The 14,535-nt window shown below is 37.4% G+C and carries 15 protein-coding genes and 2 pseudogenes; 3 read left to right on the forward strand and 14 right to left on the reverse strand.

The features are described from left to right. The 3 genes and pseudogenes from QZN27_RS08100 to QZN27_RS08110 all read right to left on the reverse strand — a co-directional run. Positions 1 to 533 (reverse strand): DnaJ domain-containing protein (locus QZN27_RS08100; RefSeq protein ID WP_296786195.1); only part of this gene is annotated, 533 nt, incomplete at its 3' end. 130 nt (positions 534 to 663) lie between these two features. Further along, positions 664 to 2,402, reverse strand: a pseudogene (gene dnaK, locus QZN27_RS08105) (molecular chaperone DnaK). A gap of 41 nt (positions 2,403 to 2,443) precedes the next feature. Further along, positions 2,444 to 2,986, reverse strand: a complete 543-nt coding sequence (locus QZN27_RS08110) for a nucleotide exchange factor GrpE (protein ID WP_292751931.1) — start codon at positions 2,984 to 2,986, stop codon at positions 2,444 to 2,446. 380 nt (positions 2,987 to 3,366) lie between these two features. Here QZN27_RS08110 and QZN27_RS08115 point away from each other — a divergent pair, with 380 nt between their 5' ends. Beyond that, the gene (locus QZN27_RS08115) at positions 3,367 to 3,807 is read left to right on the forward strand and encodes an ArsR/SmtB family transcription factor (RefSeq protein ID WP_394340199.1); all 441 of its coding nucleotides are present in this window, start codon (positions 3,367 to 3,369) and stop codon (positions 3,805 to 3,807) included. Between the two features lie 17 nt (positions 3,808 to 3,824). Here QZN27_RS08115 and hypF read toward each other — a convergent pair whose 3' ends face one another. Next, complete coding sequence (gene hypF, locus QZN27_RS08120) at positions 3,825 to 6,077, reverse strand: carbamoyltransferase HypF (RefSeq protein ID WP_296786207.1); 2,253 nt, start codon at positions 6,075 to 6,077, stop codon at positions 3,825 to 3,827. A 55-nt stretch (positions 6,078 to 6,132) separates the two neighbouring features. Here hypF and larB point away from each other — a divergent pair, with 55 nt between their 5' ends. Together larB and QZN27_RS08130 are read left to right on the forward strand one after the other, a co-directional pair. Then, positions 6,133 to 6,894, forward strand: coding sequence for a nickel pincer cofactor biosynthesis protein LarB (gene larB, locus QZN27_RS08125; RefSeq protein ID WP_296786212.1), 762 nt, complete (start codon positions 6,133 to 6,135; stop codon positions 6,892 to 6,894). Beyond that, on the forward strand, positions 6,895 to 7,461 hold the full coding sequence (locus QZN27_RS08130) for a GNAT family N-acetyltransferase (protein WP_296786215.1): 567 nt from the start codon (positions 6,895 to 6,897) through the stop codon (positions 7,459 to 7,461). It begins immediately after the preceding gene. Here QZN27_RS08130 and QZN27_RS08135 read toward each other — a convergent pair whose 3' ends face one another. From QZN27_RS08135 to QZN27_RS08180, 10 genes and pseudogenes are all read right to left on the reverse strand, one after another. Beyond that, positions 7,462 to 7,965 carry a hypothetical protein gene (locus QZN27_RS08135; RefSeq protein ID WP_296786219.1) on the reverse strand — a complete coding sequence of 168 codons (504 nt, stop codon included), beginning with the start codon at positions 7,963 to 7,965 and terminating at the stop codon, positions 7,462 to 7,464. A 15-nt stretch (positions 7,966 to 7,980) separates the two neighbouring features. After that, positions 7,981 to 8,391: an ABC transporter ATP-binding protein gene (locus QZN27_RS08140; RefSeq protein WP_296786221.1), complete on the reverse strand. Its 411-nt coding sequence runs from the start codon at positions 8,389 to 8,391 to the stop codon at positions 7,981 to 7,983. Beyond that, the gene (locus tag QZN27_RS08145; RefSeq protein WP_296786223.1) at positions 8,352 to 8,681 is read right to left on the reverse strand and encodes an ATP-binding cassette domain-containing protein; all 330 of its coding nucleotides are present in this window, start codon (positions 8,679 to 8,681) and stop codon (positions 8,352 to 8,354) included. Before QZN27_RS08145 ends, QZN27_RS08140 begins: the two co-directional genes overlap by 40 nt. A gap of 8 nt (positions 8,682 to 8,689) precedes the next feature. Next, on the reverse strand, positions 8,690 to 9,454 hold the full coding sequence (locus QZN27_RS08150) for an ABC transporter permease (RefSeq protein WP_296786225.1): 765 nt from the start codon (positions 9,452 to 9,454) through the stop codon (positions 8,690 to 8,692). A 62-nt stretch (positions 9,455 to 9,516) separates the two neighbouring features. Beyond that, entirely contained in the window at positions 9,517 to 9,807 is a 291-nt protein-coding gene (gene hisE, locus QZN27_RS08155) for a phosphoribosyl-ATP diphosphatase (RefSeq protein ID WP_292886446.1), read from the reverse strand. Beyond that, positions 9,807 to 10,610 (reverse strand): CBS domain-containing protein, encoded by an 804-nt coding sequence (locus QZN27_RS08160; RefSeq protein ID WP_296786228.1) that lies wholly within the window; start codon positions 10,608 to 10,610, stop codon positions 9,807 to 9,809. The genes hisE and QZN27_RS08160 overlap by 1 nt, the downstream gene beginning before the upstream one ends. A gap of 13 nt (positions 10,611 to 10,623) precedes the next feature. Continuing rightward, a complete protein-coding gene (gene gatB / locus QZN27_RS08165; RefSeq protein ID WP_296786232.1) occupies positions 10,624 to 11,976 on the reverse strand; it encodes an Asp-tRNA(Asn)/Glu-tRNA(Gln) amidotransferase subunit GatB in 1,353 nt (450 codons plus the stop codon). Between the two features lie 150 nt (positions 11,977 to 12,126). Beyond that, positions 12,127 to 12,894 carry a phosphocholine cytidylyltransferase family protein gene (locus QZN27_RS08170; RefSeq protein ID WP_296786235.1) on the reverse strand — a complete coding sequence of 256 codons (768 nt, stop codon included), beginning with the start codon at positions 12,892 to 12,894 and terminating at the stop codon, positions 12,127 to 12,129. Between the two features lie 11 nt (positions 12,895 to 12,905). Then, on the reverse strand, positions 12,906 to 13,877 hold the full coding sequence (locus tag QZN27_RS08175) for an NAD(P)H-dependent glycerol-3-phosphate dehydrogenase (protein ID WP_296786237.1): 972 nt from the start codon (positions 13,875 to 13,877) through the stop codon (positions 12,906 to 12,908). A 43-nt stretch (positions 13,878 to 13,920) separates the two neighbouring features. Then, positions 13,921 to 14,535, reverse strand: a pseudogene (locus tag QZN27_RS08180) (radical SAM protein); the annotation flags it as partial.

A 14,535-nucleotide genomic window follows, 5' to 3' on the forward strand; every position in this document is an offset into this window, starting at 1 on the left:
TGGCCTGTTCCTCCGCATGTTGAACATGTTTCCGGATCAGAGCCCGGCTTTGATTTGGAACCGTGGCAAGTTGGACATAATTCGCTTCTTGTAATCTTGATTTCCTTTTCACAGCCTTGGAATGCCTCTTCGAGTGTAATAGGAACTTCTGTATAAATGTCTGAACCTCTTTGAGGGCCAGTTCTGCCTCTTCCTCTGGATCGGGCGCTTCCTCCACCGAAGAACATGTCGAATATGTTTCCGATGTCGAATCCCTGGAAAATGTCGTCGAAGTTCACGTTTTGATAGAAATCTTCAGCTGTAAATCCATCCATTCCCGCATGACCGTACTGGTCATACCTTTGACGTTTTTCATCATCAGACAAGACAGCGTAAGCTTCACTTACTTCCTTAAACTTATCTTCTGCATCAGGTTCATCACAAACGTCTGGATGGTATTGTCTGGCTAGTTTACGATAAGCTTTTTTGATTGTTTTCTCATCGGCGTTTTTGTCCACGCCTAAAACTTCATAATAATCTCGCTTGTCTGCCATTTGTTCACCTTAAAAAAATAATAAATAGAATAAATAATAGTTTTATTTTAATTGTTAGTTTAACTATTTTTTTGATTCTGATTCTGATTTTGTCTTAACCTAACAATCCAATAAAACTGTATTATTTAATCTAATCGTCTTTTACTTCATAGTCTGCATCTATTGTGTCATCATCGCTGTTGTCGCCAGCACCTGCATTAGGGTCAGCTCCTGCTTGTTGTTGAGCTTGTGCTTCTGCCTGTGCTTGTTGGTAGATTTTAGCACCAATTTCTTGAATTACGTTGGATAATTCATCAGACTTTGCTTTAATGGCATCAACGTCATCGCCAGCTATAAGTTCTCTTAATTCAGCTACAAGTCCTTCGACTTTAGTCTTTTCATCTTCAGATACTTGATCTTTGAGTTCATCTAAGGTTTTTTCTGAAGTGTAAATTAATGAGTCTGCATTGTTTCTGATTTCGATTTCTTCTTGTCTTTTTTGTTCCTTACCGGTTCCTTTATCTTTAGCGGTTACATTGATAATACCGTTTGCGTCAATATCGAAGGTTACTTCAATTTGTGGAACGCCTCTTGGTGCAGGTGGGATTCCTACAAGTTGGAAACGTCCAAGTGAAGTGTTGTCTGCTGCCATTTTCCTTTCACCTTGAAGTACGTTGATGTCTACTGAAGGCTGATTGTCGGCAGCTGTGGAGAATACTTGGCTTTTCTTGGTAGGGATGGTGGTGTTTCTTTCGATTAAAGTGGTTGAAACTCCACCTAAGGTTTCGATACCTAAGGATAATGGGGTAACGTCTAAAAGAACGATGTCTTTAATTTCACCGGCCAATACTCCTCCTTGAATAGCAGCACCCATGGATACACATTCCATTGGGTCGATACCACGTTCAACTGGTTTTCCTATGAATTTTTCTACGAATTTCTGTACGATTGGCATTCTGGTAGGTCCACCGACTAAAATGATTTTGTCAATTTCTGATTTGCTCATTTTAGCGTCATCTAATGCTTGTTGCATTGGTTTGCCTGATTTTTCGACAATTGAATCGACGAGCTCTTCTAATTTTGCTCTTGTAAGTGAAATGATTAAGTTTTTAGGGGTTCCGTCAGTTCCCATTGCAATGAACGGTAAGTTTACTTCGGTAGTTGTGGTGGTGGACAATTCGATTTTTGCTTTTTCAGCAGCTTCTCTTAACCTTTGTACTGCTTGGTCATTATCCATCAGGTCAACGCCTTCTTGAGCTTTGAACTCATCAGCTAAGTATTTGATTAATACGTTATCCATATCGGTACCACCGAGTTGGGTGTCTCCGCTGGTGGATCTTACTTCAAATACTCCTCCACCGAATTCCATATGTCGTCTTCTTCAGCTTTGTCGAGACCGTATGCGAGGCTTGCTGCAGTTGGTTCGTTTACAAGTCTTACAACGTCTAATCCTGCAATGGTTCCTGCGTCTTTTGTTGCGGTCCTTTGATTGTCGTCAAAGTATGCAGGTACGGTAATTACGGCTTTTTGGATAGGTTCTCCGAGGAAGGTTTCTGCATCTTTTTTGATTTTTTGCAAGATGAATGCGGAAATTTCTTGTGGAGAGTACTGTTTTCCGTTAACGGTAACTTTGTGGTCGGTACCCATGCTTCTTTTGATTGCTGAGATGGTGTTTTCAGGGTTTGTTACTGCTTGTCTTCTTGCTGGTTCACCGACTAGCATTTGACCGTCTTCGGTAAATGCTACGTAACTTGGGAATGATTTACCGTATTGGCTTGCACCTTCTGCGGAAGGGATTGTGGTTGGTTTACCTCCTACAAGCACAGATGCAGCTGAGTTACTTGTACCTAAATCAATTCCAATAATTTTTTCTTTTTTAGTATCAGACATAATTATCACCTTATTTTTTTTAATAGATTATTTAATAAACGTTATTTTTTACAAACTATAACTTTTGAGTATTTGAGGACTTTGTCCTTGTACATGTATCCTTTCATCAACTCTTCAATAATGTATCCGTTTTCGACATCCGGGGAGTCCTGAACCATTAGTGCTTCATGTTTGTTCAAATCGAACTTTTCTCCTTTTGCCGGAATTTCGCTTACTCCTTCTTTTGCTAGCACATCACTAAACTTATTGTAGATTAATTCAATACCTTTTCTTAAGTCTTCATCGTTTTCTGTTTCCAAAGCTCTACCGAAGTCTTCATAACAGTCTAGGAAATCTTTTATAACATTTTCATTAGCGAATTTTACTAGCTCCTGATTTCTCTTGTCAGTTATCTTTTTGAAATTTTCGAAATCAGCTTGAAGTCTTTGTGATAGTGAGATGTATTCCTGGGTTTCACTTTCGGATTTTTCAAGATCTTTTTGAAGCTTTTCAATCTCCTGATTTTTTTCTTCAAGAAGAGCTTCATATTTCTCTTCCAAATCTTGAGTTTCTACTTCAGTTTCGCTTTTATTTTCATCAGTCATAGTTACACCTTTTTTAGGTTATTTGAAAAACCTATGTAATAACTCTATACCGAGAATTTTTCTTTTTGCTCTTTAATATTCAGTTTTGGGGAATTTATGGACATATAGGAAAATGGTTCATCATTTAAGAGTTATTACTTTAAGTTTTTCTGAACCAAATATTAAAGTAACAAAAAGTTATCTTTCTCTTACATTATTATAGTAACAAAAAGTTATATAAAGGTTTCGATACATAAGGTATAAACATGACTAATACAAACGACATTGAGAAAAACGAAAAACCTCGCAGAAATGCCAATCAACCTCAAGGTCACATTGAATTAAGAACCAACTACAATGGACCTTCAGATGACATTGATGTGGAGGATATCCTTGATGTAATGGGTTGTAAGACTAGAAGAGACATTATAAATCTTTTAAGGGAAGAACCTATGTTTGTAAGTGAAATTTCCAATGAACTTGACATTGGACAGAAAGCCATTATCGCACACTTGCGTGCAATGGAAGATATAGGTATCCTAAATTCTTCTTATAAAAAGATTTTAAGAGGCCGTCCGCGTAAATACTACGATTTGCAGAACGAAGTTAACATACACATTACAATCAACAGAAATAACTTCGATGTGCAGTTTACAGACGACATGCTCAATACATTGCAACTGCCATCAGGAGACGAATGGTCCAAACTATTGGATATCGAAAAGAGAATCGACGATGGACAACTCGAAGCAATCGATGAGTTGAGAAATCAAATCAGATTATATGGTAACCTTTTGGAAAGAGCGGAATATATCCTTGAAAGGACCATGAAAAATAGATAGTTTGTTTGAATTTATTTTCAAACACTTTTTTTACTTTTTTTTGCTACAATGCTTTGACCTAGTGAAACGGATCCGTCTCCGGCACAGGTGTTAAGGTGCTGTATGAAGTTATAGCCATTTCCTTCAACATAATTCTTGACGCAATCGGTTATGGCTTCGTTATAAAACACTCCTCCAGTTGCACCAATATCCTGAATTTTCTTTTTATCAGCGGATTTCAGTGCAAGTTCACTTAGACCGCTTGCGACTGCAATCTGTCCTGCCGCAGCAACATCTGCTTTTTTCTCGCCTTTTTGATATAATCTGACAACTTCACGAAGGATTTCAGTGGTGTTCAGCTGATTGCCTTCTATAACTGCAGGAATTTCCAGCTCTTTTGTCGAATAATATGCTGCGGATTCAAGCTTCATTGAGCATTCCCCTTCATAGGTACGCTCATGGCAGATTTCAAGAGCAACCGCCATTGAGTCAAGAACCCTGCCTGTACTTGTGGTGATTCCAACGTTTATGCCTGCATCAATCTGCTTTTTGATATTTCTGATTTCAATTTCTCCATATTTGAAGTAGTCAATATAGTTTCCAATCAATTCGTCATCCTTCAGGATGCTTGCAAGCATTCTAGCAGGATATCTTGTTGCAACATCTCCTCCAGGCATCAGTTGAGGCTCAAGATGCGCCATCCTTTCGAATGAATTGATATCTGTATATAGGATTTCTCCGCCCCAGCTTGTTCCGTCGCTGCCGTAACCTACACCGTCGGCTGAAATGCTGATTAGCTCTTCGATTCCATGGTCATTTGCAAGTGCCACTGTGTGCGCATGATGGTGCTGCACAGGCAGGACTTCCGCATCATACTTTTCCGCCAGCTCATGTGCCAGGCGTGTTGTAAAGAAATGGGGATGCATGTCACAGGCAATGACATCAAACTCATTGATTTTTGTAATCCTTTCCATGTTTTCAATGGCATTCCTTAAAAACATCAGTGTTTTCGGCTTGTTGGTATTTCCGATATGCTGTGAAGGGTATACTCTGTCCCCTTTCGCTATCGAGAATGTCACGTCAAGCTCGGGACCTACCGCCAATACGTTTAGGTCATTGACATCATAATTTATTGTATAAGGTTCTGGGGTGTATCCACGTGAACGCCTTATGAATGAAAGTTCGTTGTTTCTGAATCTGATAACCGAATCGTCGCATCTGTTCAGTATTCGGCGGTTGTGAACTAGGGAATAATCATTGACTCCGCCGATGATTTCATCGTTTTCAATCATCATCGGCTCGCCGGGAATGTTGGCGGATGTCATGACGTAGGTGTCAATGTCGCTTTCATCAAATAATAAATAGTGCATCGGTGAGTATGGAAGCATGACTCCAATGTTGTGAAGGCCGGGGGATAGGCTTTCGGGGAATCTGTAATTGTCATTTTTCTTTAGGATAACAATCGGCCTTTTGTTTGAGGTTATTGTCTCGATTTCCCTTTCGCTTAAAAGCGCATATTTTTCAAGGCTTTCCAAATCCCTGCACATTACCGCAAATGCCTGGTTCGGTCTGTTAAGTCTTGATCTCAGTTCCTTGATTGCGCTGTCGTTGTATGCATCAACAACAAGGTGTGTTCCGCCGATTCCCTTGATTGCCAGGATTTCTCCATCCTTCAGGATTTCAGCACCTTTTTTTATCGGATTTTCCACATCCAGTTTCACATTTCCTTCATATATCTCCATTTGTGGTCCGCAGTCGCCACAGCAGATTGCCTCTCCGTGATATCGCCTGTCCAATGGCTGCTTGTATTCAACAAGGCAGTCTTCACATAATGGGAAATCATCCATTGAGGTTCTCACACGGTCATATGGGACGCTTTCAATGACTGTAAATCTTGGTCCGCAATCGGTGCATGCATTGAACGGATATTTGTAACGCCTGTCTTGAGGGTTTCTGATTTCCTCAAGGCATTTGTCACAGATTGCTATGTCCGGTGGGATTACGCTGACTCCGGAATATGTATCTCCGCTTTCAATGATTTCAAAATCAGAATAATTTTTGGCTTCGATTTCACTGACTTCCATTGAATCAATTTTTGCAATTGGTGGCAGTTCTTCAGGTAGTCTTTCAACAAAATCGGAGGTTTTATCTCCCTCAATAATAATCTCAACTACATTTCCAAGGTTCCTTACATATCCTTTGAGGTCTAAATCTGTCGCTAGCCTATATACATATGGCCTGAATCCTACGCCTTGGACAATTCCTTGTGTTAAAATCATTAAAGCCTTCATTAAATTATAATATTGTAAGTTAAATTTTATATAATTTTATCCTATATATTATATTATGAAAGATATTCTTGAAAGATTGCTAAGTGGGGAACTTAATGTAGATGAAGCGGAAAGACTTCTCAAGGCCAATAACATATTGGAGTTTGACGACATTGCCAAATTTGACATTAAGCGCAGTGAAAGAACAGGTTTTCCAGAAGCGGTATTTTCACCAAGCAAAGACTATGAGGATTTAATCACAATCATTAGAAATTATCTTGAAAGAAGCAGTCAGGATTTGATAATTACAAAATTGTCTCATGAACGATACGAAAGAATCACTGAAGATTTAGGCAGGAATTCATACATTTTCGACTATAACAGAAGAGCCCAAATTTTGATTATACGAAAAGAAATAATTGAAAAGGATCCAATCGCCAAAATAGGAATAATAACTGCTGGCACTTCTGACATAAATATTGCAGAGGAAGCTCGCGTTATTGTGGAGGAAGGGGGATGTGAAGCGATAACCTCCTATGACATTGGGGTTGCCGGAATTCACAGATTGTTTCCTCAAATCGCCCATATGGTAAACGAGGGAGTCAGGGCATTCATAGTTTGTGCAGGAATGGAAGGGGCACTTCCATCAGTTGTTGCGGGTCTTGTTGACGTGCCGGTAATTGCAGTTCCAACTTCTGTCGGTTATGGAGTTGGAGAAGGTGGAAGGGTTGCTCTTGATGCCATGCTTCAATCATGTGCACCAGGAATTGCTGTTGTAAATATTGATAATGGATTTGGTGCAGCTGTGTTTGCCTTAACAATTGTAAATAGTGATTAAATGAGATATGAAACCTTTGATCCTGAAAAACATGATTTAACTAAAGTCGCTAAGCTGGTCTATGATGTTGATTTCAGAACATTCGACATGCTTTTTAAAGATGAGCAAAGTGCTGTCAAAACCATCGCCAAGGATTTGCCCAAAAGGGGTCTGGGAGATTATTTTAAGGTCATTCTGGATGATGACGGTGAAATCATAGGGGTCCTGATGGTTTATGACTCTCACCTTTCTCATAAGTTCTATCTGAAATCCCCTAAACTGTTGATAGTGGACATTTTAGACCATTTTGCATTGGCAGATATTGAAGAGGATGACTTGTATCTGGCAGAGATTGCCATCGATTCAAGTCTGAGAGGTCAGGGAATCGGAAGAAAGGTGGTGTGTGATGTTATAGATTATGCCAGGTCCAAAAATTATAATAGAGTCACCCTTGATGCCGATTTCAGAAACGCCGATGCTAAGAAACTTTATGAAAAAATAGGATTTAGGGAATTCAATAAAAAAAGGGTGAAATTCCTCAATTTTGAAAGAGGAATGTGCAATATGCAATATTGCTTAAAAGATTAATTATTTTCTTTGTTTGAAATCATATTTCAGGTTTTCAATTATGAAATTGAGTGCAGTCTCTTTGCTTTCATTGTTGGTGTAGTGTTCCATCTGAATTGAAAAGGTATGGTTGCACTTCTCAAAGTAAACCAGACTGATGAATTTCTTGTCTGTTGATGACTGATTTTCATATTCAATCATGCCCACTGTATCATTTGTGAAGTTCTTTTTGATTATGATGTCATACTGCTTTTTAAGAGAATTTAAACTGTTATTATATTCTTCAATATATCCTTTTGCATCCTTCAGGCATTTAATACGCATTGTTTCATTGGTTTCTTTCTTGAATAATACGCAATAATTGCTTCCATCTTCGGTATTGATATATCCCGGAGGCAATGTTATTGTAACGTCATTAATTACATTAACGGCATTTCCCACGCTTGTTGAATTGTCAACAATAAGATACATGCATCCTAATCCTGCAATTAATATAATGATAATTCCTATCCATCGTTTATCCATACTTTTACCTCTAGGTTATTTTCTCCTTCTCTTCTTTTTATTGCTGCCGCCTTCGGCATTTGCAACATATGCGTCACAAACCTCATCTGAAGGCCCTTCCATGACTATTCTTCCGCTTTCAATCCAAATGCATTTATTGCAGATCTTTCTGATCTGATTGATTGAATGAGATACGAGCAGTACTGTAACTCCTTCTGCCATAAGCTCATTAATCTTTTCGGAACTTTTTTTCCTGAATTTGATGTCTCCAACGGATAATATCTCGTCGACAATCAGGATGTCCGGCTCTATTAAGGTCGCAATTGAAAAACCTAATTTTGCCCTCATACCTGAAGAATAGTTTTTAACGGGATAATTGATGAATTCTCCAAGTTCTGAAAACTCAACTATCTCATCGAACTTTTCATCAAGGAAATCTTTATCCATTTTAAAAGAGTACTTTTTCCGGCACCGTTGAATCCTAAGATTCCAAGTTTGTCCCCTTTGTGCACCTCGAAGGAGATGTCATTTAAAATTCTGATTTTTTCCTTCTCCTTTTTGTTGCGCTTCAGGGTTCTGATAACATATTCCTTTAGAGTGTCAATCTTATCCTTGCTGATTTTGAATTCCATTGATACGTGCTCTACTCTTACGGCAACGTTATCTTCAAGCTGGTTATTATATGAGTCACCTGAGGATCTACTAAGCAATCTTTTTATTTTTCCCATTATACTCATAATAACACCTATAATTCTAAAACTAATTTTTTGTCATAAATATTGAATAATAATAATCCGATTCCTAATGTTGTAAATGCAAATGCACCTAAATACAGAAGCATTGAAATGTCAGGCACGGCTCCGTAAACACATTGCCTGAAACAGGACATTGCACAGTAAACCGGGTTTAATGTAAATATGATTTGAACTTGGGATGGAACGATTTCAATCGGATAGAACATTGCGGATGCATATAACAATACTAATGTAAATACATTGTACAGGTAACCTATATCAGTGAAATAGGTATTGCATACTGCTAAAATCAATCCCACACCAAATACAAGCACAACTAACAATACAATCGGTATGATTGTAAATATCAATGTCGGATGGAAAGGTGCGCCTGTTATTATCATAACGCCGAACAATATGGCGAATGAAATTAGGAAATTCACGAACTCATAACAGATTGAGCTCACGGCAAACATACTTTTCGGAACATAAATCTTTTTCATGAGATTTGCATTCTTTCTGATGGAATTCATAGCTCCTTTGGTACCATGATTGTAGAAATCAAATGCTAATCTTCCCGCTAGGTAGTATACTGGATAATTTTGAATATTGTGTCCGAACAGCATGGAAAATATTGCTGTGAATACTAACATGGTTAGAAGTGGGTTAAAGAAACTCCAAAGGATTCCCAAAACTGAATCCTTATATTTTGAAGTTAGATTCTTTTTAACTAACTCTGTTAGTAAAAATTTTTTTTGCGAAATCGTATCAAACATTGTAATTACCAATATTTTTCAATTAACTAAATTTATGTTACATTCTATTATTATAATTTAAATTATTTTCGCCTTCTGGCGAATTCCTCAAATATTTCATCAAGTTCCACGCCTTTATAAACTAAAAGCAGCAATGTATGAAATATCAGGTCAACAGATTCATATACAAGATTCTCATCATTTTTGGAAGCTATCAACACCTCCCCTGATTCTTCAGCTATTTTTTCAAGTATCTTGTCTTCTGCTTTTTTATCGCTGTCTTTCATGATGTTTGAGGTGTATGAATCAATGGGATTGTCCCTTCTTGATTCCAATACTTCATAAACTTCTCTTATGATTTTATCGTTATCCATTAATGGTCACCTTTTGATTCCTGATCTTGCATACTTTCGGTTAGTGCAATCAATGGATGTTTGTCATCATCAATGATTTCAATGTCGTCAAAGGTTCTGATTCCTGCCTTGTCCGCAGTTTTTTCCATACCTAGCTTGATGTCTTTGCCTAAATCAACAACATATGAATCAACAGTTTCATAGCCTCTTTGTGCTGAAGCAACAGCTCTGTGGTGACCGTCAACTAAAATCCACCTGTCACCGGTTTTCACAACAATTGCAGGTTCTGCCAATCCTTTTTCCAACTCATAAGCTCTTCCTTCGAGTTCGTCAGCATAAACCCTGTCCTGTGTAGGCCTTAACTTTTTGGTTTCAACACGCATGTGCTTTAATGTTGTTTTGATGCCATAAAGTTGTTCCATTGTTTTTTTGAAGTATTCCACTTTATTAGGGGTTGACCTTTCGATGTGTGAACGGACCATATCAGTATTTGTGATAATGCCCACCAATGTTCCGTCAGTGTCCACAACAGGCATTCTTGAAATGCCTCTTCTAAACATTACCCTTGAAGCGTCATTTATTGATAAGTTTTGATTAGCGACGACTAATTTTGTACTCATTATTCCAGAAACGGTATCTGATTGCTCTTTGGCAACGATATCGAATGCTGTTACCATTCCTACCAGTTTTCCGTCTTCAACTACGGGGTAACTGTTGTGGTGACTTTTTTGCATTAACTTTATAATGTCGTCAGTTTTAGTGTCTGGAGAAACGCTAATAACGTCTTTAGTCATATAATCTTTAACAAAAGATTTTTTTCCCATTTTAGCTTTCCCCCTATTCTATGTTTTCTTTTAAAAGTTTAACAGTTTCTCCTGGATCAGCTTTTCCACGAGTCAATCTCATTACTTGGCCAACTAAGAAGTTTAAAGAAGCTTTTTGACCAGCTAAATAATCATCAACAGCTTTTGGATTTTCTTCAATAGCCTGTTTTACCGCAGCCAGCACTTCGTCATCTTTAACAACACCAAGCAATCCTAACTCTTCAGCAATCTCTTTTGGGGATTTTTCATTGTTTGGCATTTGTTCGATAATTTTATGACCTGCCTTTGCGGTAATCTCTTTATTTTGAAGCATGTTTAAAAATTCTATTAAATCCTGAGAGCTAATTCCACTGTCTGCAAAGTCTAACTTATTGTATGACAATACCCTTTTAAGTTCGTCTCTCATTACTTTTGCAGCAAATTTGGAATCGACTTCTTTTACAACTTCCTCGTATGCTATAGCCAAATCCAATTCTGAAGTCAGTACTTTTGCTGATTCTTCATCAATGTCATATTCTTCAACAAATCTTTTAACTTTATTGTGTGGAGCTTCAGGCATTGTGTCCAGGATTCTTTGAATGGTTTCATCAGAAATCTTCATTGGAGGCAAGTCAGGATCTGTGATGAATCTGTAATCGTCAGCATCTTCTTTCATCCTCATACCTACAGTAATCATTTGGGATTCGAGGTATGCACGGGTTTCCTGTTTAACTTCAACTCCTCTTTTTTCAAGGTTCTTTTGTCTTATGAGTTCAAATTTCAATGCTTTGTATGCACCTTTAATGGAGTTGATGTTTTTCATTTCCACCCTGTTTCCTCCATTGATGGAAATGTTTACGTCTGCTCTCATGGTACCTTCACCACGGCCTCCTCCACTATATTGTATAACACGGATTAACTCTTTTAAAAAGTTCCTTGCTTCCTCTGGGGATTTTATGTCCGGTTCTGTTACAATTTCAACTAATGGAATTCCGGAACGGTTGAAGTTTACAGTACCTCTGTCCGGTTTGAATTGACCTGGGTCTTCTTCTGCGTGAATTTCCCTGATTCTGACTCCATTCAATTCACCGTTGATTCCGATAGGAACTGAGGTTCTCTGATAACCGGATGGTAAGTCAGGATAATCGTAATGTTTTCTCATAAAGTAGATTACATCTTGATCGATTTCACAGTTGAGCATTAAAGCAATCATCAATGCATTTTCAAGAGCCTTTTCATTTGTAGGATGTGGTTTGGCACCTGGTTGATTAAGACAAACTGGACAGATGTTTGTGTTAATAGGTGCGTCCTGATAGTTTGTAGGACAATCACAGAATAATTTTGATTCGGTTTCTAGTTGTACGTGGATTTCGAGTCCACACATCATATCGACATCGTCACTAATAATAATTCCTCCTCTATAGGATAATTTTTTATATTATCATTATATTTGTTTATATCAATTTATAAATATTGTTGAAAATAGCATGTTTTTCAAGGATTTGAAAAAATAAAAAAAGAAATAAAAATTAATGAATTAGTTTTCAAATTCATCAATTAATTTTTGAGCTTGATTCCAATCGTTGTGGTCATCAATCTCGGTCCATTTAAGTCCATTTGTTAGGACATAATCAATTGGACTGACTTTACTTAATGTTTTAAATGCAAAATCGTAGTAGTTTTGTTTATCTTCATCCATCAGGTCTTCAAGAATTTCATTGAATTTGGAGAGATCATTTTTTGATACTTTTGAAACACCGATGAATTCTCCGGTGGAACTTGCAATGTCAATTCCTTTTCCGATTTCTGCAATGGTTCCGTTTGCAATTGTCTTGTCTTCATTGAATGTTTCATTTTCAATTATTAATTTAAATGATTCCTCATTCAGGTCTTTGAAATTATCTACAATCAGACTGGTATTTTCCCTTTCAGCTATTCTTGTTATGATTTCAGGGTCAACGACATTGTCTCCATTGATTAATATGAAATCATCTGTCTGATTTTCTTCAATGTATTTGCTTGCAATATATGTTGAAACTGAGGTGTTTGTAACGTCGTACTTTTCGTTTTCTAAGATCTTTATGTTAATTGAATATTTTTCTTCTAATTTAGGGGCCAAATCAATTACCTTTTCCTTATTGTATCCGACGATTACGATGAATTCCTTAATATTCTCATTCATCAAGTTTTTCATCATTCTCTCAAGCAAAGTCATTCCGTTAACCTCAAGCAAAGGTTTTGGAATGTCTTTTGTAAGGGGCATCAATCTTGTACCCATTCCTGCTGATAAAATTACTCCAATCATTTTTTCACCTTCTATTCTATTTTCTCCCATAATATGTCGAATGCTTTAACAGGGTTCATTCTTTCAATAATAACGTCATAAACGAAATCCACAATATTACTGTTGATGTTTTTGTTGGCGCAAATGTCTTTCACCGCTCTGATTGAATTCTTTCCTTCAAACACTATTCCGCTTGCGGCCTCATCGATGATTAATCTCTGGCCGTATAGAATTCCCAGGGTATGGTTCCTACTTTCGGTAGAAGTTGAAGTCAGAATCAAATCCCCGAATCCGCAATATTCGTGTGCGGTTTCTGAAACTCCGCCGAATGCCTCAATAATTGCGATGGTGTCTTCAAAACTTTTTGTCAAGATTCCATATCTTGCGTTCTCATTAATCTTCATACCTTCACAGATTCCATTTGCAATCGCATTGATATTTTTCAAAACGCCGCAAAGCTCGATTCCTCTGATGTCATCAATGATTTTGACTTTGAAATGTTTGGTGGTTAGGACTTCCTTAACCTTTTTGGAATTTTCCGGGTTTCTTGATGCGATATTTGTGAGGGTAGGTTGCTTTATCATAATCTCTGATGCAAAGTTAGGTCCTGACAATACAACATATTCGTTATTGAAATATTCTGAGATAAGATCCCCCATTGTGTTTAGGGATGGATATTCAATTCCTTTAGCGGTTGTAACAAGTATTGTATCATTTGAAATCACTTCTTTTAAGCTTTTTAAAGTTGGCCTAAATGCGGAAGAAGGAATCGCTAAAAATATGATTTCACAATCATTCAGGTCATTCAAGTCTGTTGTCGCTTTAATGTTGTCATTCAATTTCCTGTTAGGATAATAGTGCGTATTGTATCCCATATTGTTAATGTCGTCACATAATTCCTGTTTTCTGACATGTAATAATAATTGGTCAACATTTTCACTGATTGTTTGTGAAAGTGCAGTACCTAGAGAACCAGCACCAATAACGCCTACTTTTAATGTCATTATTACACCTTGTTTTAATTTATTATAATACTATATATGATAATTAATATTTATTTTTTAAAGACTCTTTAACATATCGTTTAATGAATTTATCCAAATCGGGTGAAACTTCACTTTTTTCAGGTCCCAATTGTGTTTTATCGGTAAATGTTCCTTTCAGTTGTCTTCCTGCCCATTTAACTTCTTCTTCAACCCTTTTTCCGTATTTTGTACCGAACATTTTGAATAATGGGAATTTGGTTATTCCATTGGCTCCGCTAAGAATCAATATTCCAATGTTTGCCAGATTGTCAATCCATGTTCCGCAGATTATTTCTATATCAGGAAAAGCAAGCCTTACTTGAGCTACAACCTGTGCGTAGTAAAGTGAGGCAGGTTGGGAAGCGTTGGCATAGATGGTTTCCTTATGTGGGTTGAGAGAATAAAAGATTACTCTGTCAATTTTATGTTCTTTGATGTAGTCGATAACGTAGTCAACATCATCCAAAGTTTCACCAAGACCTAATATTATTGTAATCGCCTTTTTAAATCCCAAATCGTCTGCAACGTCCAGCATATTGCTTATGTCTTCTAACTTTTTTGATGGGCAGACCCTGTTGTGAATTGAGGGATTGGCTACTTCCACAGCACCTGTTATTCCTTTGATTTCTGAGCCGAA

Origin of the sequence: uncultured Methanobrevibacter sp. (genome assembly GCF_900316895.1) — an archaeon.
Lineage (GTDB): Archaea > Methanobacteriota > Methanobacteria > Methanobacteriales > Methanobacteriaceae > Methanocatella.

Coding starts and splice junctions, on each gene's coding strand:
- QZN27_RS08140 (WP_296786221.1), bottom strand. CDS start 8,391: ATGGATAAAGATTTCCTTGATGAAAAGTTCGATGAGATAGTTGAGTTT.
- QZN27_RS08130 (WP_296786215.1), top strand. CDS start 6,895: ATGAGATATGAAACCTTTGATCCTGAAAAACATGATTTAACTAAAGTC.
- larB (WP_296786212.1), top strand. CDS start 6,133: ATGAAAGATATTCTTGAAAGATTGCTAAGTGGGGAACTTAATGTAGAT.
- QZN27_RS08150 (WP_296786225.1), bottom strand. CDS start 9,454: ATGTTTGATACGATTTCGCAAAAAAAATTTTTACTAACAGAGTTAGTT.
- QZN27_RS08145 (WP_296786223.1), bottom strand. CDS start 8,681: ATGAGTATAATGGGAAAAATAAAAAGATTGCTTAGTAGATCCTCAGGT.
- QZN27_RS08110 (WP_292751931.1), bottom strand. CDS start 2,986: ATGACTGATGAAAATAAAAGCGAAACTGAAGTAGAAACTCAAGATTTG.
- QZN27_RS08160 (WP_296786228.1), bottom strand. CDS start 10,610: ATGGGAAAAAAATCTTTTGTTAAAGATTATATGACTAAAGACGTTATT.
- QZN27_RS08175 (WP_296786237.1), bottom strand. CDS start 13,877: ATGACATTAAAAGTAGGCGTTATTGGTGCTGGTTCTCTAGGTACTGCA.
- QZN27_RS08170 (WP_296786235.1), bottom strand. CDS start 12,894: ATGATTGGAGTAATTTTATCAGCAGGAATGGGTACAAGATTGATGCCC.
- hisE (WP_292886446.1), bottom strand. CDS start 9,807: ATGGATAACGATAAAATCATAAGAGAAGTTTATGAAGTATTGGAATCA.
- QZN27_RS08135 (WP_296786219.1), bottom strand. CDS start 7,965: ATGGATAAACGATGGATAGGAATTATCATTATATTAATTGCAGGATTA.
- hypF (WP_296786207.1), bottom strand. CDS start 6,077: ATGAAGGCTTTAATGATTTTAACACAAGGAATTGTCCAAGGCGTAGGA.
- QZN27_RS08115 (WP_394340199.1), top strand. CDS start 3,367: ATGGGTTGTAAGACTAGAAGAGACATTATAAATCTTTTAAGGGAAGAA.
- gatB (WP_296786232.1), bottom strand. CDS start 11,976: ATGATGTGTGGACTCGAAATCCACGTACAACTAGAAACCGAATCAAAA.